This window comes from Nonomuraea guangzhouensis, from assembly GCF_019396345.1.
Lineage (GTDB): Bacteria > Actinomycetota > Actinomycetes > Streptosporangiales > Streptosporangiaceae > Nonomuraea > Nonomuraea guangzhouensis.
Map to the genome: position 1 here is coordinate 183,162 of NZ_JAHKRM010000015.1, position 23,851 is coordinate 207,012.

At 69.2% G+C, this 23,851-nt stretch carries 22 protein-coding genes and 1 riboswitch; of the genes, 16 read left to right on the forward strand and 6 right to left on the reverse strand.

The annotated features are described in order from the left end of the window. The first annotated feature begins 28 nt into the window (after positions 1 to 28). Both KME78_RS30175 and KME78_RS30180 read left to right on the forward strand, forming a co-directional pair. Positions 29 to 1,225, forward strand: a complete 1,197-nt coding sequence (locus KME78_RS30175) for a sensor histidine kinase (protein WP_308127189.1) — start codon at positions 29 to 31, stop codon at positions 1,223 to 1,225. After that, positions 1,222 to 1,878 (forward strand): response regulator, encoded by a 657-nt coding sequence (locus KME78_RS30180; RefSeq protein WP_219532781.1) that lies wholly within the window; start codon positions 1,222 to 1,224, stop codon positions 1,876 to 1,878. The genes KME78_RS30175 and KME78_RS30180 overlap by 4 nt, the downstream gene beginning before the upstream one ends. On the opposite strand, the gene KME78_RS30185 is transcribed toward KME78_RS30180, so the two are convergent. Continuing rightward, a complete protein-coding gene (locus tag KME78_RS30185; protein ID WP_219532782.1) occupies positions 1,853 to 2,929 on the reverse strand; it encodes a phosphotransferase family protein in 1,077 nt (358 codons plus the stop codon). The two genes, KME78_RS30180 and KME78_RS30185, sit on opposite strands and share 26 nt — an antisense overlap. Before the next feature lie 153 nt (positions 2,930 to 3,082). Between KME78_RS30185 and KME78_RS30190 the strand changes: the two genes are divergently transcribed. The 6 genes from KME78_RS30190 (at position 3,083) to KME78_RS30215 (ending at position 11,267) form a co-directional block, all read left to right on the forward strand. Beyond that, complete coding sequence (locus tag KME78_RS30190) at positions 3,083 to 4,405, forward strand: NYN domain-containing protein (RefSeq protein WP_214637816.1); 1,323 nt, start codon at positions 3,083 to 3,085, stop codon at positions 4,403 to 4,405. Positions 4,406 to 4,504: 99 nt separating this feature from the next. Then, on the forward strand, positions 4,505 to 5,464 hold the full coding sequence (locus KME78_RS30195) for a C40 family peptidase (protein ID WP_219532783.1): 960 nt from the start codon (positions 4,505 to 4,507) through the stop codon (positions 5,462 to 5,464). Positions 5,465 to 6,239: 775 nt separating this feature from the next. After that, positions 6,240 to 6,397, forward strand: a riboswitch (cyclic di-AMP (ydaO/yuaA leader). Between the two features lie 73 nt (positions 6,398 to 6,470). After that, entirely contained in the window at positions 6,471 to 6,989 is a 519-nt protein-coding gene (locus tag KME78_RS30200; protein ID WP_219532784.1) for a C40 family peptidase, read from the forward strand. A gap of 677 nt (positions 6,990 to 7,666) precedes the next feature. Beyond that, positions 7,667 to 8,458 (forward strand): basic secretory family protein, encoded by a 792-nt coding sequence (locus KME78_RS30205; RefSeq protein ID WP_219532785.1) that lies wholly within the window; start codon positions 7,667 to 7,669, stop codon positions 8,456 to 8,458. 512 nt (positions 8,459 to 8,970) lie between these two features. Continuing rightward, the gene (locus KME78_RS30210; RefSeq protein WP_308127200.1) at positions 8,971 to 10,185 is read left to right on the forward strand and encodes a M48 family metallopeptidase; all 1,215 of its coding nucleotides are present in this window, start codon (positions 8,971 to 8,973) and stop codon (positions 10,183 to 10,185) included. Continuing rightward, positions 10,182 to 11,267, forward strand: coding sequence for a glycosyltransferase family 4 protein (locus KME78_RS30215; protein ID WP_219532787.1), 1,086 nt, complete (start codon positions 10,182 to 10,184; stop codon positions 11,265 to 11,267). Before KME78_RS30210 ends, KME78_RS30215 begins: the two co-directional genes overlap by 4 nt. Here KME78_RS30215 and KME78_RS30220 read toward each other — a convergent pair. From KME78_RS30220 to KME78_RS30230, 3 genes are read right to left on the reverse strand one after another with little or no spacing between them, the layout of a single operon-like run. Then, the gene (locus tag KME78_RS30220) at positions 11,264 to 12,181 is read right to left on the reverse strand and encodes a carbohydrate ABC transporter permease (protein WP_219532788.1); all 918 of its coding nucleotides are present in this window, start codon (positions 12,179 to 12,181) and stop codon (positions 11,264 to 11,266) included. The genes KME78_RS30215 and KME78_RS30220 overlap by 4 nt on opposite strands. Continuing rightward, a complete protein-coding gene (locus KME78_RS30225) occupies positions 12,178 to 13,050 on the reverse strand; it encodes a carbohydrate ABC transporter permease (RefSeq protein ID WP_219532789.1) in 873 nt (290 codons plus the stop codon). Before KME78_RS30225 ends, KME78_RS30220 begins: the two co-directional genes overlap by 4 nt. Then, complete coding sequence (locus tag KME78_RS30230; protein WP_246652081.1) at positions 13,050 to 14,342, reverse strand: ABC transporter substrate-binding protein; 1,293 nt, start codon at positions 14,340 to 14,342, stop codon at positions 13,050 to 13,052. The genes KME78_RS30225 and KME78_RS30230 overlap by 1 nt, the downstream gene beginning before the upstream one ends. A 212-nt stretch (positions 14,343 to 14,554) precedes the next feature. Here KME78_RS30230 and KME78_RS30235 point away from each other — a divergent pair, with 212 nt between their 5' ends. The 4 genes from KME78_RS30235 (at position 14,555) to KME78_RS30250 (ending at position 18,642) form a co-directional block, all read left to right on the forward strand. Continuing rightward, complete coding sequence (locus tag KME78_RS30235) at positions 14,555 to 15,322, forward strand: DeoR/GlpR family DNA-binding transcription regulator (RefSeq protein WP_219532790.1); 768 nt, start codon at positions 14,555 to 14,557, stop codon at positions 15,320 to 15,322. A gap of 186 nt (positions 15,323 to 15,508) precedes the next feature. Continuing rightward, positions 15,509 to 16,801 carry an ABC transporter substrate-binding protein gene (locus KME78_RS30240; RefSeq protein ID WP_219532791.1) on the forward strand — a complete coding sequence of 431 codons (1,293 nt, stop codon included), beginning with the start codon at positions 15,509 to 15,511 and terminating at the stop codon, positions 16,799 to 16,801. 63 nt (positions 16,802 to 16,864) lie between these two features. After that, a complete protein-coding gene (locus KME78_RS30245) occupies positions 16,865 to 17,815 on the forward strand; it encodes a carbohydrate ABC transporter permease (protein WP_219532792.1) in 951 nt (316 codons plus the stop codon). Further along, on the forward strand, positions 17,815 to 18,642 hold the full coding sequence (locus KME78_RS30250; protein ID WP_219532793.1) for a carbohydrate ABC transporter permease: 828 nt from the start codon (positions 17,815 to 17,817) through the stop codon (positions 18,640 to 18,642). Before KME78_RS30245 ends, KME78_RS30250 begins: the two co-directional genes overlap by 1 nt. 56 nt (positions 18,643 to 18,698) lie before the next feature. On the opposite strand, the gene KME78_RS30255 is transcribed toward KME78_RS30250, so the two are convergent. Continuing rightward, positions 18,699 to 19,040, reverse strand: a complete 342-nt coding sequence (locus KME78_RS30255; protein ID WP_219532794.1) for a hypothetical protein — start codon at positions 19,038 to 19,040, stop codon at positions 18,699 to 18,701. A gap of 143 nt (positions 19,041 to 19,183) precedes the next feature. Then, on the reverse strand, positions 19,184 to 20,953 hold the full coding sequence (locus KME78_RS30260) for an AMP-dependent synthetase/ligase (protein ID WP_219532795.1): 1,770 nt from the start codon (positions 20,951 to 20,953) through the stop codon (positions 19,184 to 19,186). Between the two features lie 104 nt (positions 20,954 to 21,057). On the opposite strand from KME78_RS30260, the gene KME78_RS30265 reads away from it, so the two are divergent. The 4 genes from KME78_RS30265 to KME78_RS30280 are packed head-to-tail and all read left to right on the forward strand — an operon-like array spanning position 21,058 to position 23,846. Beyond that, positions 21,058 to 21,825 carry a metallophosphoesterase family protein gene (locus KME78_RS30265; protein ID WP_219532796.1) on the forward strand — a complete coding sequence of 256 codons (768 nt, stop codon included), beginning with the start codon at positions 21,058 to 21,060 and terminating at the stop codon, positions 21,823 to 21,825. 21 nt (positions 21,826 to 21,846) lie between these two features. Further along, on the forward strand, positions 21,847 to 22,284 hold the full coding sequence (locus tag KME78_RS30270) for an SRPBCC family protein (RefSeq protein ID WP_219532797.1): 438 nt from the start codon (positions 21,847 to 21,849) through the stop codon (positions 22,282 to 22,284). A gap of 1 nt (position 22,285) precedes the next feature. Next, on the forward strand, positions 22,286 to 23,443 hold the full coding sequence (locus tag KME78_RS30275; protein WP_219532798.1) for an ArsA family ATPase: 1,158 nt from the start codon (positions 22,286 to 22,288) through the stop codon (positions 23,441 to 23,443). Continuing rightward, positions 23,436 to 23,846, forward strand: a complete 411-nt coding sequence (locus KME78_RS30280) for a DUF5304 domain-containing protein (protein ID WP_219532799.1) — start codon at positions 23,436 to 23,438, stop codon at positions 23,844 to 23,846. The genes KME78_RS30275 and KME78_RS30280 overlap by 8 nt, the downstream gene beginning before the upstream one ends. Positions 23,847 to 23,851 lie beyond the last annotated feature (5 nt).

Here is a 23,851-nt window from a genome sequence, read left to right on the forward strand (position 1 = left end):
CCGGGGGAAGGGCCTAACCTCGGGGAACGTGACGGAATACCGCTGGCTGCTGCCCTCGGTCCTGCTGGGGGACGGCGACGAGCGGCGTCCGGTGCGGCGCTCGACCCGGGACTGGATCGTCGACGTCCTGATGTTCCTGGCCGCCTGCGGGCTGGCCCTGCTGACCCTGCCGGACCTGGAGGGTCAGCCGGCGCCCGTGGTGGTGATCGAGCAGGTGGTCGGCGCGCTGTCGTGCGCGGCGGTGTGGCTGCGCCGCAGGTGGCCGGTCGCCCTGGCGCTGGTGACGTCGGTGCTGTCGGTGTACCTGACGATGGTGGGCGGGGCCGCGGCCGTCGCCCTGTTCACCGTGGCGGTGCACCGCCCGTTCAAGATCTCCGGCCCGATCCTGCTGCTCGGCTTCCTGACGCTGATCCCGTTCTCCTTCCTCAGGCCCGACGCGGAGCTGGGCGTGCTGGGGGTGGCCATCATCGGGGTGGCCATCGGGCTGACGGTGTTCGCCTGGGGCATCGTGGTCCGGGCCAGGCGGCAGCTCGTCTGGTCGCTCAGGCAGCGCGCCGACATCGCGGCGGAGGAGGCCAAGCGGCTCGAACGCGAGCGGATCGCCAGGGAGATGCACGACGTGCTCGCGCACCGCATCTCCATGCTCAGCCTGCACGCGGGCGCGCTGGAGTTCCGGCCCGACGCGCCCGCCGAGGAGATCGCCAGGGCCGCCGGGGCGATCAGGAACAGCGCCCACCACGCGCTGCAGGACCTGCGCGAGGTGATCGGCGTGCTGCGCCACTCGGCGCCCCCGGCCGGCGACCCCGTCCCCGACCGGCCGCAGCCCACGCTGGCCGACCTGCACCCGCTGATCGAGGAGTGCCACGAGGCGGGCATGGAGGTGGACCTCGCCCTGGACGCCGGGGACGCGCCGGAGGGGCTGGGGCGCAACGTCTACCGCATCGTCCAGGAGGCGCTCACGAACGCGCGCAAGCACGCGAGCGGCGCTCCGGTGACGGTCACCGTCGCCGGCGGTCCGGGCACGGGCCTGACGACGGAGGTCCGCAACCCGCTCCGGGTACGGCAGATCACCCGCATCCCCGGAGCCGGAGCCGGGCTCATCGGCCTGACCGAACGGGCCCAGCTCGCGGGCGGGCGACTCGAACACGGCGCGACCCGGGAGGGCGACTTCCTGGTGCGTGCCTGGTTACCGTGGCCGGTGGAGACTTCCCGGGAGGACACATGACCGCGCCGATCCGCGTACTGATCGTCGACGACGACGCCCTGGTGCGCGCCGGGCTGTCGATGATCCTGGGCGGGACCGGCGACATCCGGATCGTGGCCGAGGCGGGCGACGGCTCCGAGGTGCCGCCGCTGGTCGCCGAGCACCGGCCCGACGTGGTGCTGATGGACATCCGGATGCCCGACGTCGACGGGCTCACCGCGACCGAGACCCTGCGTACGGCCAAGTCGCCGCCCGAGGTGGTGGTGCTGACCACCTTCCACGCCGACGCCCAGGTGGTGCGGGCGCTGCGGGCGGGAGCGGCGGGCTTCCTGCTCAAGGACATCCCGCCGCGCGAGCTGGTCGAGGCGATCAGGAAGGTGGCGGCGGGCGAGCCGATCCTGTCGCCCGCCGTGACCCGCCAGCTCATCGCGCACGTCTCCGACGGCGGCGCGGACCGGCGTACGGACCGGGCCCGCGGGCTGCTCGACCGGCTCAGCGAGCGTGAGCGGGAGGTGGCGCTGGCCGTCGGCCAGGGCAAGTCGAACGCCGCCATCGGCGGCGAGCTCTACATGAGCGTGGCCACGGTCAAGGCGCACGTCTCGCGGATCCTCACCAAGCTGGACCTGAACAACCGGGTGCAGATCGCGCTCATGGTGTACGACGCCAGCCTTTGAGCATCCGCTCGATCGTGGCCCGGTGCAGCACCAGGTCGTCGGGGTCGTCCGGCCTGGGCTGCTCGCCGAAGTGGATCCGGCGCTGCCACACCCTGGCCATGATGGCGCCGTGCCGCAGCGCCGCGTACATCTCGTAGAACTCCATGTCCCGCGCCCGATAACCCGTCAGCTCCCGATATTTCCCGCAAACGTCGGCGCGTCGCATGAAGTCCGGAATTCCGGGCATACCCACGGACTCCGTGAGGTCCTGGAAGAAACGGTGCAGGAAGATCATCCACCCCAGATCGAGCTCGCGCGGCCCCACCGCCGCCATCTCCCAGTCGAACACCGCCACCGGCGTGAAGTCGCGATACATCACGTTCCCGATGCGGGCGTCGCCCCAGCAGAGCACGTCGGGCCCCGGGTCGGCCGGCCAGTGCGCCTCCAGCCAGTCGAAGCCCCGCTCCAGCAGCGGGATGCGCGTGGTGCCGTGCGCCCACTCGTAATAGGCGTACTGCTCGTCCACGTGGCGGCGCAGCCCGCCCTCGGGAAGCACGGCCAGGTCATGCGCGGTGAACGGCGCGTCGTGCAGCGCCGCCAGGATCGCCACCGTCGCGTCCTGCAGCCGTCGTCGATCGGGCGGCGCCGCGTCGAGCAGCCAGCCCTCGAAGGTGTACGGCAGGACGTCGGGTGGTACGTCCCCATCCTCCCGTTCCATCACGAAAAACGGGGTGCCCAGTGGGCCGGGGTCGGGCTCGAACCACAGGGCCCTCGGTGCTGGGATTCCAGCTTTTTCCCTGGCAGAACGCATGATCTCGAACTGGGTCCGCAAATCGTACGAAGGGAAAACCGGTACGGCCTCCTGGGCGGGCGCCATCCTGGCCACGCACCGGGTACGCTCGCCGGACCACGACGCGGTGAAGAAGAGGGTCTCGCTCGACATGCCGTTTCCCGTAGGCCGCGAAAGTTCGGAGACCGTCACCGGCCGTTCGACGCGTCCGCTGAGCCAGGCACCCACCCGATCACGCAGTTCATCCAGGTCACGGGTGGAGGTACGCATCTGGTCCGTCATGGTCGGCCTCCAGGGTGAACACGGGGTGAACGCGGGCCCCGGCACAGTCGTATACCCCTAGCAAGCGCTTGTCCATATGCGACCTACCGTTACGGTCAGGTACACGACAGCCGTACCCTTGTCTGAAAGGGCATGTCACGAAGGGACCGTGGGATGAGTTCAGCGGGTGAAGGCCTGTCTCGCCCGCTTCCCGAGCAGGTGAGACTCAACGTCGTCGATCTGGCGGCACAGGTTCTCGGGTCCATGCCCGCTGCCACGATTCCGCCGCCGCTGCGCGGGATCGCCAAATTCGACCCGCGCAAGCGCGCCAAACTGGGCAGCGCGCCCATCGCCGCGCAATTGGAGAACGACAAGGAGTTCCGCGAGGTGGTCGCCGAGTCGGTGGCCGCCGGCTGGCCCGAGCTCGTCGCCTCGCTGGTCGAGGGCAACGTGCCGCCCGCCGCCGACCCCGTGCTGGTGGCCGCCGCGGCCTACCTGACGCGCCCGGTCGGCTGGGCGGAGATGGTCGAGGCCGCCCGGGCCGACCTGGAGCAGTCGGCGGTCGCGGCCGAGGGCTCCGAGCGTGAAGAGGCGGTCAACCGGCTGCGGGAGCAGCTCGCCGCCCAGAAGAGCGCCGCCAAGGAGGAGTCCGACCGGCTGCGCGAGCAGCTCAGGCTGGCCCGCGCCGAGAACTCCGACCTGCGCCGCAAGCTCCACGACGCCCGCGAGCGGAGCAAGGCCGCTGTGCGCCGCGCGGAGGAGATGGAGCACGCGGCCGACGACGCCAAGTCCGCCGCCTCGGCGGCGGGCAGCGCGGGCGAGTCGGAGCTGCGCAGGCTCCGTGAGCGGCTGGCCGACGTGGAGAAACAGCTCGAAGCCTCGCGCCGGGCCGCGCGCGAGGGCAGGAGCATCGAGGACGCCCGCGTCAGAGTGCTGCTCGACGCGCTCCAGGACGCCTCCGCCGGGCTGCGCAGGGAGCTGGCCCTGCCCACCATGATCAGCAGGCCCGCCGACTCGGTCGCCGCGCTCACGGGCGAGCGCCCGGGCGTCAGAGGCGTGCCCGCGCGCGCCCTGGCCGACGACGATCCGCAGCTGCTCGACCAGTTGCTCGCGCTGCCGCAGGTGCACCTGATCATCGACGGCTACAACGTGACCAAGACCGGCTACGGCACGCTGACCCTGGCCGATCAGCGCACCCGGCTGATGACCGGCCTCGGCGGGCTGGTCGCGCAGACCAGGGTCGAGGTGACCGTGGTCTTCGACGGCGCCGAGCTCAACGCGCCCGTCCAGGTGGTGGCGCCGCGCGGCGTGCGGGTGCTGTTCAGCGCGCCCGGCGAGATCGCCGACGACCTGATCCGCCAGCTCGTCCGGGCCGAGCCGCCCGGCCGGGCCATGGCGGTGGTCTCCTCCGATCGCGAGGTGGCCGAGTCCGTCCGCCGCATGGGAGCCAGACCGGTTCCGTCAGGTCTGCTGCTGCGCAGGCTGGGCCGCGCCTAGATTACGAATCGGCCGTTCAGTTCAAAGCTCACCCGCCACTTCTGTACCATTTCGCCCCAGATGTATTCCCTGGGAGGCGACACTGTGAGGTTTGGCCGGGTGCCACTGGCTGCGGGTCTCGCGATCGGGCTGCTGCTGTCCCCAACGAGCGAGGCACTCGCCGCGCCGAAGCCCACGATCAAGCAGGCGAAAGCCAAGCTGAAGAAGTTGAACGACAAGGCCGACAAGGTCGTCGACCGCTACAACACGGCGACCGAGAAGTACAAGGCGGCCCAGGGCGAGTACGGGAAGCTGAACGCGAGCTACAAGCGCAAGCTGGAGACGGTCGCAACGCTGCGCGCCCAGGTGGTCGCGATGGCCGTCGACACCTACAAGCTCGGCCCCGACGCCCGCTCCTGGCCCACGATGGTCGGCCAGCCGGACCCCACGGGCATGCTGGGCAGCCTGGCGCTCGCGGACCGGCTGTCGCAGGAGAAGATGGCGCGGCTGGCCGCCTTCGACCGGGAGAACCGCGGCCTCAAGGACGAGCGCGACAAGGCCGAGACGGCGCTGCAGGCGGCCGACAAGGAGCGCGACGGGGTCGAGAAGGAGCGCTCGGAGGTCCGCAAGCTCATCGCGCAGCAGAAGAAGCTGCTCGAGAAGCTCGGCGCCTACAAGACCGGCGACCCGAACAGCACCGGCATCAAGTACACGGGCGCGGCCTCCGGCAACGCCGCCGCGGTGCTCAGGTTCGCGTACGCGCAGGTGGGCAAGCCGTACGTGTTCGGCGGCACTGGCCCGCGCGGGTGGGACTGCTCGGGGCTCACACAGGCGTCGTGGCGCGCGGGGGGCGTGTCCCTGCCTCGCACCACCTGGCAGCAGTGGGCGTGGGGGTCCTCGCGGAAGGTGGATCTGAAGGATCTGCAGCCGGGCGATCTCATCTTCAGCTCGGGGCTGGGACATGTCAGCATTTATGCGGGCAACGGGCAGATCGTGCACGCGCCCCAGACCGGCGACGTCGTCAAAGTCGTCACCCTCTCCTCGTACGGTGGCACGCTGGTGGGGGCTATCCGTCCGTAGCGTCGTTTTTTAAGGGCGTTGTTTTTTGTACGGCCAAGCACGGTGGGCCCCGCCCGCCGTGCGGGGCCGGGGTCTGTCCAGGGGCACGCTTCTCCGGTGGAGACGGCTGGGCGCCGTGACGTGCGCATTCTTGGCCCCGGTCCGTGGATTTCGGCACCCGGTGTCGTGTCGAGAAGTGAGAAATGCCACGTCGGTGTCGTTGTTCTCGGCGTGTGTCGCGAACTCAGCGTGGTGTTTTCCGGCCTTTAGCGTGGCGTGCCTGGCCCTCTCGGCGTGCGAGTAACCCCAGACCACGAGAACGCCCGTCTTCGGGTCGGCCTCATCGCCTTGGGCCGTCAGCGCGAGCGCCACGTAGGGGAGGCGGAGTGTCGGCGCAGGGCCCGCGTCGACGATACCTGCGGTCGGGTCATGCCCGTTGTGCTTTTCGCATGCTTGCTGATCCGCGACGTCCGGCCGGAGATCGTCGAGGGGTCTGGTGTCAACGGGATTAGTGGTGCAGAAGTGACGAATGGGACCTGACAGATCAGGGTTTCGTCAAGTGTGACAAGGGTCACATTTGCGTAACATAAACCGCTGTTCCATCTGGGATTGCGACCCTGACTGACCCTCCTGCCTGATCCTGACAACCCCATGACGGCTTTGCCAGTTCGTTACTGAGGGCGTAGCTTCTGGCCTCGCGGCGAACAAGCCATGGCGTCGCGGCTCTCCATCGGGTCTCCGATGTGGACAGATAAAAAACCGTTCGGTCACCGCCATTCCCAATGTCATCAATGGCGGCGGTGATCTGCCGAGTCCGTGCAGCCAGGAGCACGGAGCCGGGGACCCAGCGATCCCCCCTCAGGGATCAGGGGTGAATCGGCGCTTATCGCGCCGTAGGGCGACTTCCAGGCCCGAATCCGTCAGCTAACCCGGTAGGCGTTCGTGGAAGATCCAAGGAGAAATCCTGTCTACCTCCCCGCATAACCCCCGTCTGTCCCGCCTTGCCCTGAGTGGCGCAGCGCTCACGATGACCGTGACGGCCGGAGGTGTGGTCCTCCATGCCCCGACGGCGCAGGCGACGACGGCGCGCGAACCGGCCAGCATTTCCCGGACCACCACTTCGGCGGGTCAGACCGTCAAGTCCGTGAAGAAGGCCGTGCGCCAGACGGCGGTCGCTCGGCAACAGGCGAAAGCCCGCACTGCCGTATCCGTGGCCAAGGACCAGCTCGGTGACCCGTACCGTTACGGGGCCACAGGACCTGGTTCCTTCGACTGCTCCGGTCTCGTCCAGTACGCCTGGAAGAAGGCCGGCGTCAAGATCCCGCGCGTGACGAACAGCCAGTTCGCGCGTATCAAGAAGAAGGTCTCCTGGAAGAACCTGAAGCCAGGCGACCTGCTGTTCTTCCATGGGCTCGGCCACGTTGGCATGTTCGTCGGCAAGGGCAAGATGATTCATTCGCCGCGAACTGGTCAGACGGTGCGCATCGAGAAGCTCAGTGGATGGCGCAAGGCGTCGTTCGTGGGCGCGGTGCGTCCCGGTCTGTAAGGCGGTGCGTACCTGCCTGTAACACCGTCACGAAGGTCCCGTCCCGCTGGGGACGGGACCTTCGCGCGTCCTGGTCCACTTCGCCGGATGGGCCTTTGGCCGGTACCGGTCCGTCTTGCCGGGGTGTTCCCTCTTGTGTGCGGGTCCGTCCGGCTGGGGTGTCCGCTCTTGTGTGCGGGTCCGTCCGGCTGGGGTGTCCGCTCTTGTGTGCGGGTCCGTCCGGCTGGGGTGTCCGCTCTTGTGTGCGGGTCCGTCCGGCTGGGGTGTCCGCTCTTGTGTGCCGGTCTGCCCGGCCGGGATGTCCCCTCATGTGTGCCGGTCTGCCCAGCCGGGGTCCCTTACGCGTGCCGGGGACTCCCCGTGAGAGCCGGTCTTCTGCGGTGGGCGACTACGATCGGGGCGTGTCCGTGCAGGTGAGCCGCCGAGTCGTGGTGGCGGGGGTGCTGCTCCTGGCCCTCGCCTCGGCCAGTGCCGTCCCGCACCGGGCCGCCGGGACGGCTGACCTCTCGGCGACGGCTCTTGACTTGCCGCTTGGTGGCGGCGATCAACGCGTGACGCTTGGCGACCCGTTGTCCGATAGTCGCGATCAACGTGCGACGCTTGGCGATCTGTTGTCTGGCAGTCGCGATCAACGTGCGACGGATGGCGACCCGCCGTCTGTGAGTCGCGATCAATCTGTGGAGGTTCGTGACCTGCCGTCTGGCAGTCCTGAGCAGCCGGTGACGGCGCCTGGTGATCGCGAGCTGCCGGTGGAGGCGCGGGGCCTCTGGGGTGACGAGGCGGACGTCGTACGCGGTGCGCGTTCGGTCGTGGTCGGGCACCACGCGGCCACCGAACTGCTCCGCGACCTCGCGCGCAGGGCCGACGCCGCCGGGACGCGCGTCTCCGCCGTGCTCGGACGGCCGGTGCGGCCCGTGGTGCTCGTGCCTGGTTCGACGGCCGAGGCCGCGCGGGTGGCCGGGGTGGGGAGTGTCGCCGGGCTGGCGGCGGTGGCCGATGGCGGGCGGGTCGTCGTGGTGCCCGAGTACTTCGGCCGGCTGACCCCGACCGGGCGGGACGTCGTACTCACACACGAGCTCACCCACGTCGCGGCCGGGACGGAGCGGCTGCCTGTGTGGCTTTATGAGGGGTTCGCCGACTACGTGGGCTACCGGGACGCGGGGCTGCCGGTTCGGGTCGCCGCCGCTGAGCTGGCCGCCGAGGTGCGGGCCGGGCGCTTGCCGGGTGGGTTGCCGGGGCCTGAGGCATTCGCACCCTCTTCCCGGGACCCTGTAGGGCTGGCACGGGCGTACCAGGAGGCGTGGTTGGCGTGTCGCTTCATCGCCGAGCGGTTCGGTGAGGGGACTCTGGTGAGGCTCTACCGTGATGCCCAGACGGGTGGCGTCGACCGGGGGCTCGCCAGGCTCGGGCTCTCGGCGGGGACGTTGACCGCACGGTGGCGCGACTACGTGCGGGACCAGCTTGCGTAAGGGGAACGCGGATGGACGATTTGCAGGGCATCAACGACCTGCCACCTGACGACGACGCGGACCTCGCCGCCAGACCCCCAGGCTCACGGCCCGGTGAGGACGCCGCGTCGGCTGGGCGGCCTGGTGACGACGCCGCGTCGGCTGAGCGGTCCGATGGAGACGACGCGCCGTTCGGCGCGGATGCCGTGTCAGCGGGGTCGGATACCGCCCCGGACACCGGGCAGGCCGCACCGGGTGGTTGGGCTGTGCCGGGCGGGAGCTCCGCACCGGGTGGCTGGGCTGCGCCAGGCGGAAGCTCCGCACCAGGCGGGCGGGCCGCACCAGATGAGGGCTCCGCGTCAGTCGGGCAGGCCACGCCAGGGGGGCAGGCCCCATCCGGCGGGAACGCCGCGCCAGGGGGGCAAGTCGCGCCCGGCGGGAACGCCGCGGCAGCCGGGCAGGCCACACCTGGCGGGAATGCCGCGCCGGCCGCCCCCGATATGCCTGGGCGGGCCGGCACCGGTTGGGCCTTGGTGCTGCTCGGGCTGGTGATCCTGGTCGTGGCGGCGTTCGCCACGCCGTGGCGGGTGATGCCGCCGGGCACCCCCACCGTGCCGCCGGACGCCGCGCGTGACTTCAGCGCAGGCGAGATCGCCAGGGCCGCCGCGTTCGACGCCGCCACCAGTGTCCCCGGGTACCTGTCGCTCGGCCTGACCGTGCTGTTCGCGGGGCTGCTGGTGCTCACGCCGTTCGGGGCCAAGGTGCTGGGTGGGTTGCGCGGGCCGTGGTGGGTGCGGGTGGTGCTCGGGGTCACGGTGCTGACCGCGATCGTGGAGGCGGTCAGGTGGCCGCTGGGCGTCTGGTACGAGATGGTGCTGCGTGACTACGGCCTGTCCACGCAGGACTGGGGCGGCTGGACCATCGACCGGCTCAAGGGGCTGGCCGTGGGTGTGGTGCTGCAGTCGGTCATGCTGCTGGTCGTGGTGGCGCTGGCCAGGAAGGTGCGGCGCTGGTGGATTCCGGCCGCCGTGGGGGCGTTCGCGCTGACCCTGCTGGCGTCGTTCGTGTATCCGGTCGTGTTCGAGCCGCTGTTCAACGACTTCCGCCCGATGCCGCAGGGCGCGCTCAGGGTGAACCTGATGACGCTGGCCGAGCGCGCCCATGTCCCGGTCGAGGACGTGCTGATCGCCGACGCCTCGCGCCGGACGAACGCGCTCAACGCCTACGTCTCCGGCTTCGGCGCCACGCGCCGGATCGTCGTGTACGACACGCTGCTCCGGGCCCCGCAGTCCGAGGTCGAGCTGGTCGTGGCGCACGAGCTGGGCCACGCCAAGTACGGGGACGTGCTCGCCGGCACGCTGGTGGGCGGGCTGGGCGCCGCGTTCGGCGTGATCCTGCTGTACCTGCTCCTGGAAGTGGTACGGCGGCGCACGGGCATCGTGTCGGCGGCCGACCCGCGGGCGGTGGGCGTGATCATGGGCTTGCTGAGCCTGGCCACGATCATCGTGGGCCCGGCCCAGAACGTGATCAGCCGCCACGTCGAGGCGCGCGCCGACCTCCACGCCCTGAACCTCACGAAGGATCCGGGAACGTTCCTCTCGATGCAGAAGCGCCTGGCAATCACCAATATTTCCGACTTGTCGCTGGATCCGGTGGAATACGCGCTCTATGCCTCGCACCCCTCCGCTCCCGAGCGCATCGCCATGGCCCGGGAGTGGGCCGCGCTGAACGGTCAGCCGCAGCCGTGACCGGTGTGCTCATCGTCACGAACGACTTCCCGCCCAGGCCGGGTGGCATCCAGTCATTCGTGCACGGGCTGGCCCTGCGCACCCCCGGCGTGGCCGTCTACGCTCCGGCCTGGCGGGGGTGCGCGGAGTTCGACCGCCGCCAGCCGTACCGGATCGTCCGGCATCCCACCTCGCTGATGCTGCCGACCCGGGCGGTCGCCCGCCGGGCGGCCCGGCTGCTGGCCGAGGAGGGGGCGGACACGGTGGTGTTCGGCGCGGCGGCCCCGCTGGGCCTGCTCGCGCCGGGGTTACGGGCGGCGGGCGCGCGGCGCGTGGTGATGCTCACCCACGGCCATGAGGCGTCGTGGGCGAGCGCGCCGGTGTTCCGGACGGTGCTGCGCAGGATCGGGGCGCACGCCGACGTGGTGACCTACCTCGGCGAGTACACGCGCGCCCGGCTGGCCGCCGCGATCCCGGCGGCCAAGCTGGTGCGGCTGGCGCCGGGCGTGGACGCCGGCCAGTTCCATCCGGACGCGGTCAAGGCCGAGCTCGGGCTGGACGGCCGGCCGGTGGTGCTCTGCGTGTCCAGACTGGTGCCGCGCAAGGGCCAGGACCAGCTCATCAGGGCTTGGCCTCTGGTGCTGCGAGCGGTGCCGGAGGCGGTGCTGCTGCTCGTGGGCGGCGGGCCGTACCGCGAGCGGCTGAAGAAGCTGGCGCGGGGACACGAGTCCGTCCGGTTCACCGGCACGGTCCCGGCGGGGAGCCTGGCCGGTTACTACGCCGCTGCGGACCTGTTCGCGATGCCGTGCCGGACCAGGCTGGGCGGCGTCGACGTCGAGGGGCTGGGCATCGTGTTCCTGGAGGCGTCGGCGAGCGGCCTGCCGGTCGTCGCGGGCGCGTCCGGTGGCGCCCCGGACGCGGTACGGCACGGCGAGACCGGCCTCGTCGTCGACGGCACCGACGTGAACGAGGTGGCCGGAGCCCTCATCGAGCTGCTCGGCGACCCCGAACGCGCCCGCAAGATGGGCGCCCGCGGCCGTGACTGGGTCGTCGGCGAGTGGGCCTGGGACCTGGTGGCCGCCCGCTTCAGCGCTCTCCTTTAGCCCTTGGTGGCCCCCAGCGTGAGCCCGGCGACGAACTGCTTGTGCAGCATCTGGAAGACGATCAGCGTCGGCAGCGCCACCAGCATCGACCCGGCGGCCAGCAGGTTGTAGTCGGTGAAGAACTGGCCGCGCAGGTTGTTCAGGGCCGAGGTGACGGGCAGTTTGTCGCCCGAGGACATCAGCACCAGCGCCCACAGGAAGTCGTTGTACATGAAGGTGAACTCCAGCGTGGCCAGCGCCGCCAGCACCGGGCGGCACAGCGGCAGGGTGAGCTGCCAGTAGCGGCGCCACACGCCGGCCCCGTCGACCAGTGCCGCCTCGGTGATCTCCTCCGGGATCGTGCGCATGAAGTTCGACATGACGAACACGCAGAAGCCGAACTGGAAGGCCACATGCACCAGGATCAGCCCGAGGTAGGAGTCGTACAGCGACTGGGAGTCCGACAGCCACGTCGGCAGCGGCACCAGCGTGTAGAGGGTGTAGAGCGGGGTGATCAGCACCTGCGGCGGCAGCAGGTTGCCCGCCGTGAAGGTGATCAGCAGCACCTTGCGCCCGGGGATGCGCAGCCGTGCGATCGCGAACGCCGTGAACGACGCCATGAACAGCGTGATCAGCACGCCGGGGATCACCACGATCAGCGTGTTGAGGAAGTAGCGCGGCAGGTCGGCCTGGCTCCACGCCTCCCCGTAGTAGTCGAGCGTCAGGTGTTCGGGCAGCGAGAAGTAGCCCAGCCGCGACGTCTCCTCGTACGGCCGCAACGAGGCGTAGACGGCCAGGGCGAGCGGCAGCACCCAGCCCAGCGCCACCAGGCTCAGGAAGGCGTACAGCAGGATCCGCAGGGGCCGCGCCGGGCGGCGCACCGGCGGGCGCCGGTCCTGGAGCTCGCGCGTCGAGGCGGGCGCGGTGAGCGTCATCGGTCCTCCTTGAACAGCTGCGAGAGGTAGACCACGATGAACCCGAGCGTGATCACCAGCAGGATCACCGCGATGGCCGAGCCGAACCCGATCCGGCTCGCCTCGCCCACGATGTTCTCGGTCACCAGCACCGACAGCAGTTCGAGGCCGTTCCTGCCCTTGTTGATGGCATAGACGATGTCGAACGCGCGCAACGCCTCGATCACTGTGATCACCAGCACGATCACGTTGACCGGTCGCAGCGTCGGGAACACCACCCGGAAGAACGCCTGCGCCTCGTTGGCCCCGTCGATCGCGGCCGCCTCCTTCAGGGCGGGATCGACCGCCTTGAGCCCCGCCAGATAGATGATCATGACGTACCCGACGTGCCGCCACGCCGCCGCCACCATGACCACCCAGATGTTGATCGACCGGTCGCCCAGCCAGTCCACCTTCAGCCCGGTCACCGCGTTCAGCACGCCGTAGTCGGAGGAGTACACGAGCTGCGCGATGAACCCCACCACGGCCAGCGACAGCACGACCGGGGTGTACAGGACGCTCTGGTAGACCCGCGACAGCTTCAGCCGCCGATCCAGCAGCACCGCGCAGAACAGCCCGAACGGCGTCGCGACCAGGCCGAGGAAGCCGAGCCAGAGCACGTTGTTGCGGATGGCCGACCAGAACGGCGGATAGTCGTTGACCAGGTCGGCGTAGTTCCGGCCGCCCACCCACTCCATCGGCCCGATGCCGTTCCAGCTGGTGCCCGACAGCCCGATGGAGGCCAGCGTGGGCCCCCAGATGAGGCCCACGTTGACGATGATGGCCACCCCCAGCCCGATGACCAGGATGGTCACGTCGCGGGCGGAGTAGCGACGGGTCTTGGTGGCCATCAGCGGAAGATGTTGGCCTTCTGCTTCTCGATGCTCGCCAGTAAGGGGTCGATCTCGTTCGGCTTGCCGACGAACGTCTGCAGCGACGGGATCATCACGGTGGAGGCGAAGTCGGGCCGGGTGTCCCGGTCGAGGAACTGGGCGATGTGCGTCGCCTTGGACACCAGCTCGGCGCCGCGCTTCTGCAGCGAGCTGTAGCCGCTGGTGTCGGCCTTGGAGTTGGAGGCCAGCGTGCCGGGGTCCAGCTTGGTGGCGATGTTCTGCGACGAGCCCTGGGCCAGGTGCTTCAGCAGCGCCTTGGCGCCGTCGACGTTCTTGGCCTTGGCCGAGATCATGTAGCCGTCGATGGGCGCGTCGATGGAGTCGGTGCCGTAGGTCGGATTGATCTCGGGGAAGGTGAAGAAGTCGATGTCGTCACGTTCGTTCTCCGGGAACTGCTGGGCGACGAACATGCCGAGCAGGTACATGCCGGTCTTCTTCTGCTGCAGCGACTGCCCGGCCTCCTCCCAGGTACGCCCCAGCGCCGCGGGCTGGTGATACTCCATCAGGCCCCGCCAGGTGTCGAAGACCTGTTTGACCTTGGGGTCGGTCCACGACTCCTTGCCGCCCATGAGTGAGATGTGGAAGTCGTAGCCGTTCATCCGCATGTTGAGGATGTCGAACGTGCCCATCGCGGGCCAGCCGTCCTTGTCGGCGAACGCGATCGGGATCAGCCCGTCGGTCTTCATCTTCTTGGCCAGCGCGGTGAGCTCGTCCAGCGTCTTGGGCACCTCGTAGCCCTTCTCCTGCCAGACGCTCTTGCGGTAGAAGACGGCCCACGGGTAGTAGGTGAACGGCACGAAGTACTGCTTGCCGTCGGACCCCGTCGAGGCGGCCTTCATGGCGGGCGTGTAGTCGCCCCCGATCTCCCGCCACACGTCCGAGATGTCCGTCGCGAGCCCCTGCTCGGCGAAGAACTGCATGCGGTAACCGGCGAACCAGGTGAACACGTCGTCCGGCGTGCCCTTGAGGTAGCGGTTGATGTTCTCCTGGAACGTGTTGTGGTCCACGGTGTTGATCTTCACCTCGCCCTGGGTGAAGCCCTTGATCACCGAGGCGAGAGACTTCTTCGGGACCTCGTCGGAGTAGTTGGAGCCGAGCGTGATCGTGCCCAGGTTTCCGGCGGACTTACCACCCGGCGGCGCGGCCGTCGGCTCGCTGGAGCCGCAGCCCGCCAGTATGGCGGGGACGCCGAAGGTGGCCGCCGCGCCGAGTAACAGGTTGCGACGGGAGATCGGCAGACGTTGGACCATGGTGGTTCCTCCTTGCCCGGACCCTCACATTCCCCCGAATTCGCTCGATTTCCTTCAGAGAAGAGCACACTTATCCAGCTGTCAACGCACGATTTGATGTCGGCGTCCCCCCTGAACCATCACAACCGAGCACGAGGCCTTGAACTCCGCAGGTGGCGTGTCATGATGCGTCCGAATGGCATGTCGGAAACTGTTGAGAACTGGGTGATGCGATGCTCGCCGTCCAGCGACAGCAGACAATTCTGGAGCTCGTACGGCTGAACGGCGCCGTCAAGGTGGTCGACCTGGTGCGCGAGTTCGGGGTCTCGGACATCACGATCCGCCGCGACCTCGAGCTGCTGGCCGAACGGGGCCTGCTGGCCAAGGTGCACGGAGGCGCGACCGTCATCGGCGCCGGCTCGACCGATGAGCCGGGCTTCGCCGTCAAGTCGGTCCGGCAGGAGAACGAGAAGCTGGTCATCGCCCGCCGCGCGGCCGGGCTGGTGCTGCCGGGCACCGCCGTGGCGCTCTCGGCCGGGACCACGACCTGGACGCTCGCCCAGCAGCTGGTGAACCTGCCCGGCCTGACCGTGGTGACCAACTCGGTGCGGATCGCCGACGTCTTCCAGCACGGGGGCCGCCCGGACCAGACGGTGGTGCTGACGGGTGGCGTACGCACGCCCTCGGACGCGCTCGTCGGCCCGGTGGCGGTGGCCGCGATCCGGCTGCTCAACGTGGACGTGCTGTTCCTGGGCGTGCACGGGATGACCACGCGAGCCGGCTTCACCACGCCGAACATGATGGAGGCCGAGACCGACCGCGCCCTGGTCGAGGCCGCGAGCAGTCTGGTCGTGCTGGCCGATCACACCAAGTGGGGGACCGTGGGCATCAGCACGATCGCCCGGCTGAGCGAGGCCGACATGGTGATCTCCGACGGCGGCCTGCCCGAGACGGCCAGGACGGCGCTGGCCGAGCAGGCGGGCGAGCTGGTCATCGTTTGATCTCGCCCTGTGAGATACCAATCCGATCACATGGCATGCGCTGGGCTTGAGTGATCCTACCTATCTGCGAGCTCAAGGCCTATCTTGACAGGGCTTGGCTGTTACCCGTAGTAGTGGTCCTACCTATCGCACGCATCAGTTTTCGCGCCCCCACCGAATGATCGGATGAGTGAGAAGGGTGGCACAGTGAACAAGCTGTTCGCGGCTGGGGCGATGACACTCGCCGTCGCTCTCGCACTGAGTGCCTGCTCAAGCAGTACGCCCAGTGGAGGCCAATCCTCGGCGCCGGCGTCCGGCGGCAAGCAGAAGGTCTCCTTCCTGGTATTTCCTTCGCCGAACCTGCCGGAGTCGTACTGGAAGGCGCAGGTCGATCTGGTGACCAAGGCCAACCCCGACCTGGAGGTCGAGCTGGTCGCCGCGCCCTCGGAGTCCGAGCGCAACGACTACGCCAAGCAGCTGGCCGCCTCCGGGCAGCTGCCCGACGTACAGATCGGCATGCAGGACCTGATCGCCCTGGAGCCGAGCCTGGCGCCGTGGACGCCGGATGAGCTCAAGGACTTCCTCTGCCCGACCTGCGGCGCGGTCAACGGCAAGGTCCTGCAGTTGCCGACCAACACGCAGACGATCCCGAACGTCTACTACAGCAAGAAGCTGTTCCAGAAGGCCGGCATCGCCGAGCCGCCGAAGACCTACGCCGACCTGCTGGCCGACGCCGAGAAGCTGAAGGCCAAGGGCATCACCCCGTTCGTGTCCGGCGGCGTGTTCGTCACCTCCCAGCCGTGGACCGCCATCCTGGCCACGGACCTGTATGCCAAGACGCCCGACTGGATGACCAAGCGGCGCAACGGCGAGGTGAAGTTCGCCACCGACCCGGCCATGAAGGCCGCCACGCAGAAGTTCACCGACCTGGCCACCAAGGGCTACCTCGACAAGCGGCAGATCGGACAGGACTATCCCAAGACGCAGGAGGCGTTCCTCGGCGGCAAGGGCGCGATGTACCCGATGGGCAGCTGGTTCGCCGCCGCGGCCGACGCCTCGCCCATGAAGGACGACATCGGGGTCTTCGCCTGGCCCGGCGACGACGGCAGCCTGCACATGCCAACGTTCACCGGCGGCGGGCTGTCCGTCAGCGCGACGGCCAAGAACATGGCCGCCGCCAAGAAGTTCGCGCTGGCCTTCCAGCTCACCAAGGCCAATCTGGACGCCTCGGTCAAGGCCGACGCGCTCTTCCCGGCGATCAAGGGCTACACGCCTCCGTCGGACACGGGCCCGGTGTTCAAGGCCGTCTACGACCTGTGGCAGAAGGCGCAGAACGAGAAGGCGACCGTCCCCGCGTTCAGCTGGGAGGCCGGGGACACGGCCATGCTGCCCGGCATGCAGGGCAAGTTCTGGTCCACGGCCCAGGACCTGGTCAGCGGCAAGAAGACGGTCGACCAGGCACTGTCCTTCCTCGACACCGAGTGGGAGAAGTCCGGCTGATCCGGCGGGGCGGGCCGCCGAGCGCGCCCGCCCCGCCACCCTGACTAGGAGGGGTCTGGCCTGATGGCCGCTGGCACCACCATCCACCAGCACAAGTCCGGCCATGCGCAGGCCCGAGCGCGCCGGCGACGGTCGGGCGGCAAACGCGCTGGGTTATGGCATTTCCTGTCCTTCGCGGCGCCGGGCACGCTCATCTACTTCTGCCTCGTCGTGCTGCCGATCACGCTCAGCTTCGGCTACAGCCTGACCGACCAGGCGCTGCTGCGGCCCAAGACGCACTTCGTCGGCCTGCGCAACTACGAGCTGCTCCTGCGGGACGACACCTTCCTGCAGTCGCTGCGGGTGACCACGATCCTCACGCTGATCGTCGTCATCGTGCCGAACGTCCTGGGCGTCGCCATCGCGGTGCTCCTCGACCGCCGCGGCTGGCTCTACAACGCGCTGCGCAGCGTGTTCTTCACCCCGATGGTGATCAGTTCCGTGGTCATCAGCGTCATCTGGACGCGCATCCTCGCCGACGACGGGCCGATCAACCAGGGGCTCAGGGCGCTGGGCGTCAGTGAGCCGCCGGGCTGGCTGTCCGACCCGGACATCGCGCTCTACTCGCTGTCGTCGATCGTCTGCTGGCAGATGCTCGGCTTCTGCGTGGTCGTCTATCTCGCCGGGCTCCAGGGCGTACCCCAGGAATTGGCCGAGGCGGCGGCGATCGACGGCGCGGGGCCGGTGCGCAGGTTCTGGAGCGTCACCTGGCCGCTGCTCGCGCCCGCGCTCACCATCAACACCGTGGTCCTGCTGATCTCCGCGTTCAAGATCTTCGACCACGTGAAGGTGATCACCAACGGCGGCCCCGGGACGGGGACCACCGCGAGCGTGGCGCTCGTCATCCTGAATGAGGGGTTCGTGGAGAACCGCACCGGTTACGCCTCGGCGGAGGCGGTCGTCATGCTGATCATCATCGCGCTGCTGTGCGTGATCACGCTGCGCGTGCTGCAGCGCAGGGAGGTGCAGCTCTGATGCGCTCCACCGTGCCATGGCTGCGCCCGCTGGTCGCGCTGGTCGTCGGCGGGGTGTTCTTCATCCCGCTGTACATCGCGCTGATCAACGTCTTCAAGGAGAGCAGGCAGGTCGCCGGCGGGGCCATGTCGCTGCCGATCCCGCCCACCTTCGACAACCTGACCCGGGTGCTGACCAGCCCCGACAGCCTCTTCTGGTCGTCGCTGCGGACGAGCGTCCTGGTCACCTCGCTGTCGATCATCATCCTGACGGTGCTGTCGGCCATGCTCGGCCACTACCTGGCCCGGCAGAACGCCTGGTGGTCCCGGGTCATCATGGTGCTGCTGCTGTGCGGGCTGATGATCCCGCCGCAGGTGATCCTGATCCCGATCACGCAGGTGCTCAAGGCGCTCGGGCTGATGTCGACGCTGCAGGGCCTCGTGCTCTTCAACGTCGGGTATTACGTGCCGTTCGGGGTCTTCGTCTTCTCCGGCTTCATGAAGGGCGTGCCCCGGGAGCTGGAGGAGGCCGCGGCCATCGACGGGGCCACGCGGTGGCAGACGTTCTGGAAGATCGTCTTCCCGCTGCTGCGGCCGGCGACGGCCAGCGTGCTGATCTTCCTCGGCGTGTGGATCTGGAACGACTTCCTCAACCCGCTGATCATCTACGGGCCGCGCGAGGGGACCACGATCATGACGGGGATCTACAAGTCGCTCGGGCAGTACGCGGCGGACTTCGGCGGCATGTTCGCGCTGATGTTCCTGGCCACGCTGCCGATCCTGGTGTTCTACCTGTTGCTGCAGAAGCAGTTCGTCAAGGGGCTCACGGGGGGTGCGACGAAGGGCTGACGCCGCACAGCGAACAGCCCCCGGCCTGCGCTGCCGGGGGCCGTTCGGGGGATTGCTTAGTTGACGTCGAGCTTGCGCTGGATGGCGAGCAGGATGTGGGTCATCTCCGTCTGGGTCGCCTGCATCTGGTCGAACCTGGTGTCCATCTGCTCGAACCTGGCGTCCACCTGCTCGAACTTGGCGGTGAACTTGTCGTCCAGCGCGGTGACCCTGCCGTCCAGCGCGGTGACCTTGTCGTCCAGCGCGGTGACCTTGCTGTCCAGTCGCTTGACCCGGTCCGCGACGCCGTTGATGCGCTCCGTCAGATCCTGCGCCACCTCGACCTGGTCGGCGCGGATCTTGATCAGCTCGTTTTCGATGTCGGTGCCGAACTGAAGCGCCGAATCCTTGATGCTCATGGGTCTTCTCCCCTACCTTCGAAGGTAGGGACCGGGGATGTAAAGGATCTCCGGTCCCGATTGCCTTCACAGGCTAGCGCGAGGAAGTCAAGACTGGCTAGCGAATGCGGCACAGCGGGTGGCGATTTCTATACCCAGCGTAATCATTTGTACAGTGCGTCCACATCCGCGGCGAAGTCCCGCATCACCACGTTGCGCTTGATCTTCAGAGTCGGCGTCAGATGGCCGCTGTCCTCGGTGATGTCCACATCCAGCACCGCGAACTTCTTGATCTGCTCCGCCTTCGACACCGCCCGATTGGCCGTGTCCACGGCCTTCTGGACCTCCGCCAGCACACGCGGATCCGCCCGCAGCTCACTGAGCGTGGCCGACGGCAGGCCGTTGGCCGTCTTCCACTGGTCCAGCGCCTCCGGGTCCAGGGTGATCAGTGTCGCCACGAACGGCTGCCCGTCGCCGACGATCATGGCCTGGGAGATCAGCGGGTGCGCCCGGAGCGCGTCCTCCAGCGGGCCGGGGGCGACGTTCTTGCCCGCCGCCGTCACCAGGATCTCCTTCTTGCGGCCGGTGATGCGCAGGTAGCCATCGGCGTCGAGTTCGCCCACGTCGCCCGTGTGGTACCAGCCGCCGGCGTCGATCGCGTCGGCGGTCGCTTGATCGTTGTGCCAGTAGCCGTGGAAGACGTGGCGGCCCTTGGCCAGGATCTCGCCGTCGTCGGCGATGCGGATCGACACGCCGGGCAGCGGCTTGCCGACCGTGCCGATCTTGTTGGCGCCCGGCATGTTGACCGAGCAGGGGGCCGAGGTCTCGGTCAGGCCGTAGCCCTCGAACACCTCGATGCCGACGCCCCTGAAGAAGTGGCCGAGCCGGTCGCCGAGCGCCGAGCCGCCGCACACCGCGGCCGACAGGCGGCCGCCCGTGGCCGTGCGGAGCTTGCCGTACACGAGCCGGTCGAACAGGGCGTGCCGCAGGCGCAGGCCCAGGCCCGCGCCGCCGGAGCTCTCGGCCTTGCTCCACGCGACGGCCGTGTCGACGGCCCGGGCGAAGATCGCGCCCTTGCCGCCCGCGATGGCCTTCTGCTCGGCGCCGTTGTAGACCTTCTCGAACACGCGGGGCACGCCGAGCAGGAACGTCGGCTGGAACTCCGCCAGGTCCGGGGCCACGTTCTTCATGTTCGGGGTGTGGGCCAGGATCGCGCCCGCCTCGATGATGGCGACCTGGATCATGCGGGCGAAGATGTGCGCGAGCGGCAGGAACAGCAGGGCGGCCGCCGTCCCCTTTCCGGTGAAGAGCTGCTCCAGGGGGCCCGCCACCACGTTGCGGGCGGTGAACAGCAGGTTGTCGTGCGTGATCCGGCAGCCCTTGGGGCGGCCGGTGGTGCCGGAGGTGTAGACGATCGTGGCCAGGTCGGCCGAGCCGACCCGGGCGCGCCGCTCCTCGAAGACGGCGTCGTCCACCCCGGAACCGTCGAGCGTCTCATCGACGCGCCAGACGGGCTTCAGGCCGGGCGCGGCCTCGCGTACCGTCTCCTCGTGCGTGTCGAGCTCGACGAACACCGCCTTGGGCTCGCTGTCGGACAGGATCCACCTGACCTGCTCGACCGCCGACGTCTCGTAGATCGGCACGGTGACCGCGCCGACGGACCAGATCGCGTAGTCGATCAGCGTCCACTCGTAGCGGGTACGCGACATCAGCGCGACCCGGTCGCCGTGCTCGACGCCCGCCGCGATCAGCCCCTTGGCCAGCTCGACCACCTGGTCGCGGAACTCCGCGGCGGTGACGGCCGGCCACCCGCCCTCGGACTTTCGCCGCATGACGACCGCGCCGGGCTCCTGCTCGGCCCGCCTGAACACCGTGTCCGGCAGGCTCGCGGAGGCAGGTACGTCGACCAGCACCGGGACGCTGTACTCGCGCACGGATCAACTCCATCTTCGTGGACCGCCTTGGCCGCTATCGCGTGGAATTACCCACGGGTAGGGGTGATTCTCACGCTAGCAGCCGCTCTCATAGGATTTCCCGCATGAGGGTCCATGTCATCAGCGACGTGCACGGCAGGGCCGACGCTCTGGCCCGCGCGGGCGCGGGCGCCGACGCGCTGATCTGCCTGGGGGACCTGATCCTCTTCATCGACTACGACGACCACGCGCAGGGCATCTTCCCCGACCTGTTCGGCGCCGAACGGGCCGCGGAGTTCATCCGGCTCCGCACCGCCAAGCGGTTCGACGAGGCCAGAGCCATGTCGGCGCGGCTGTGGTCCACCCTTGACGGCGACCCGCGCGAGCACATCGAACGCAACGTACGCGCCCAGTACGAGCAGCTCTTCGCGGCCATGCCCGAGCCCGCCTACCTCACCTACGGCAACGTCGACATCCCGCGCCTGTGGCCCGACTACCTCCAGGACGGCCACCAGGTGCTCGACGGCCAGAGCGTGGAGATCGGCGGCTGGCGGTTCGGCTTCGTCGGCGGCGGGCTCAAGACCACCTACCGCACGCCGTACGAGATCAGCGACGAGGAGTTCGCCGCCAAGGTCGAGGCGGTCGGCGAGGTCGACGTGCTGTGCTGCCACATCCCGCCCGCGGTGCCCGAGCTGCTCTACGACGTGGTGGCCCGGCGCTTCGAACGCGGCAGCGAGGCGACGCTGGCGGCGATCAAGCGGACGCAGCCGCGCTACGCCCTCTTCGGGCACGTGCACCAGCCCCTTCACCGGCGCACCCGGATCGGGCGCACCGAGTGTGTGAACGTAGGTCATTTCCGGGGAAAGGGGGTTCCGTTCATCCTCGAATGGTGACCAGACCGGTACGGTGGTCGCATGGCTGATCGCACCACTTCGAGCATCACCATCGGCGCGGATCGCGCCGCTGTGATGGCCGTCATCGCCGACTTTCCGGCCTACCCCGAATGGGCCGGGCAGGTGAAGAAGGCCGAGATATTGAGCACCGGGGCCGACGGCCGGCCGGAGAAGGTGCGGTTCGTCCTGGACGCCGGAGTGATCAGCGACACCTACGCCCTCGCCTACACCTGGCAGGACGACGAGAGCGTCCGCTGGCAGATCGTCGAGCCGGGCAAGATGCTCTCCGAGCTGGCGGGGAGTTACCTGCTGGCCGACACGGGCAGTGGCACGGAGGTGACGTACGAGCTCGCCGCCGACCTCACGGTCCCCATGCTCGGCATGATCAAGCGCAAGGCGGAGAAGGTCATCGTGGAGACCGCGCTCAAGGGCCTCAAGAAGCGCGTCGAAGGCCGCTGAAGTGAGCCCGCGGGTCCTGCTCTTCACCGGAAAGGGCGGCGTGGGCAAGACCACGGCCGCCGCGGCGACCGCCACGCTCGCCGCCAAGCGCGGGCTGAAGACGCTGATCGTGTCCACCGACACCGCCCACTCGCTGGCCGACGCGCTCGGCGTCGAGCCGGGCGAGATCGCGCCGGGGCTGCACCTGCACCAGGTCGACACCCAGAAGACGCTGGAGCGCCACTGGGGCGAGCTGCAGGACTACGCCAGAGGGGTGCTCACCGAGCTGGGCCTGGACGAGGTCACCTCCGAGGAGATCACCATCCTGCCCGGCGCCGAGGAGGTCATCGCGCTGCTGGAGCTGCGTGAGCACGCCCGCGAAGGACGCTGGGACGTCATCGTCGTCGACTGCGCGCCCACCGCCGAGACCCTGCGCCTGCTGGCCCTGCCCGAGGCGCTCGACTGGCACATGACCAGGCTGATGCCGGTCGGCCGCAAGATCATGAAGATCGTCTCGCCGTTCGTGCGCGGCGTCGCCCACGTCAGCGCGCCCGGCGAGGAGGTCATGAGCGCGGGGGAGCGCCTGCACCGCGGCCTGCTGGAGGTGCGCGAGCTGCTCACCGGCGAGCACGCCTCGGTGCGCCTTGTGCTGACGCCGGAGTCGGTGGTGCTCGCCGAGGCCAGGCGCACCCTCACCTCGCTCAACCTGTACGGCTACCGCGTCGACGCGGTGATCGCCAACCGGGTCTTCCCCGAGGAGGGCGCCGACGAGTGGCGCGCCCAGTGGGTGGCAGCCCAGTCGAGACTGCTCGCCGAGGCCGAGGAGTCGTTCGCGCCGCTGCCCATCCACGTCGTGCCCTATCTGCCGGCCGAGCCGGTCGGCAAGGACGCGCTGGCCGAGATGGGCGCGGCGATGTACGGCGAGGCGGATCCGTTCGCCGACCCCGGCGTGGAGCCGCCGCTGCGGCTGTCCGCCGACGAGCTGGCCCTGGCCCTGCCGGGCGCCGACCGGGCCGACGTGGACCTGGCCCGCAAGGGTGACGAGCTGATCATCACCGCCGGACCGTACCGGCGGATCCTGGCCCTGCCGGCGGCGCTGGCCCGCAGGAGGATCAGCGGCGCGGCGCTCCGCGACGGCGTGCTCCGGGTACGGTTCACAGCAGGAGGGCCAGATGACTGAGCGCAACGACAGAGACCCGATCGGCACCGTCACGGACGAGGCACGCAAGCTGTTCGACACCATCCAGGGGCGGGCCACCCGCCAGGTCGGCAGGACCGTGCTCAACTCGTTCACCGGAGGCGGAAGCGGTGGCGGCAGCAGGGACAAGGACGTGTGGAGCGAGGCGGTGTCCGAGCCGCACGATGAGTACATCTGCCGCGCCTGTCCGGTCTGCCGGGCGATAGCGGCACAGCGGGAGTCCGGCAACGACGTCGCCGGGCACCTGGTGGCGGCCGGCGGCGAGCTGTTCGCCGCCTTCCGCCAGACGATCGACGCGCTGAGCAGGCCGGCCCCTCGCAGGCCGCGCGACGATCAAAGCGGCGACCAGCGCCGCGACAACGTCGAACATATTGATTTGGGATAGAGGGG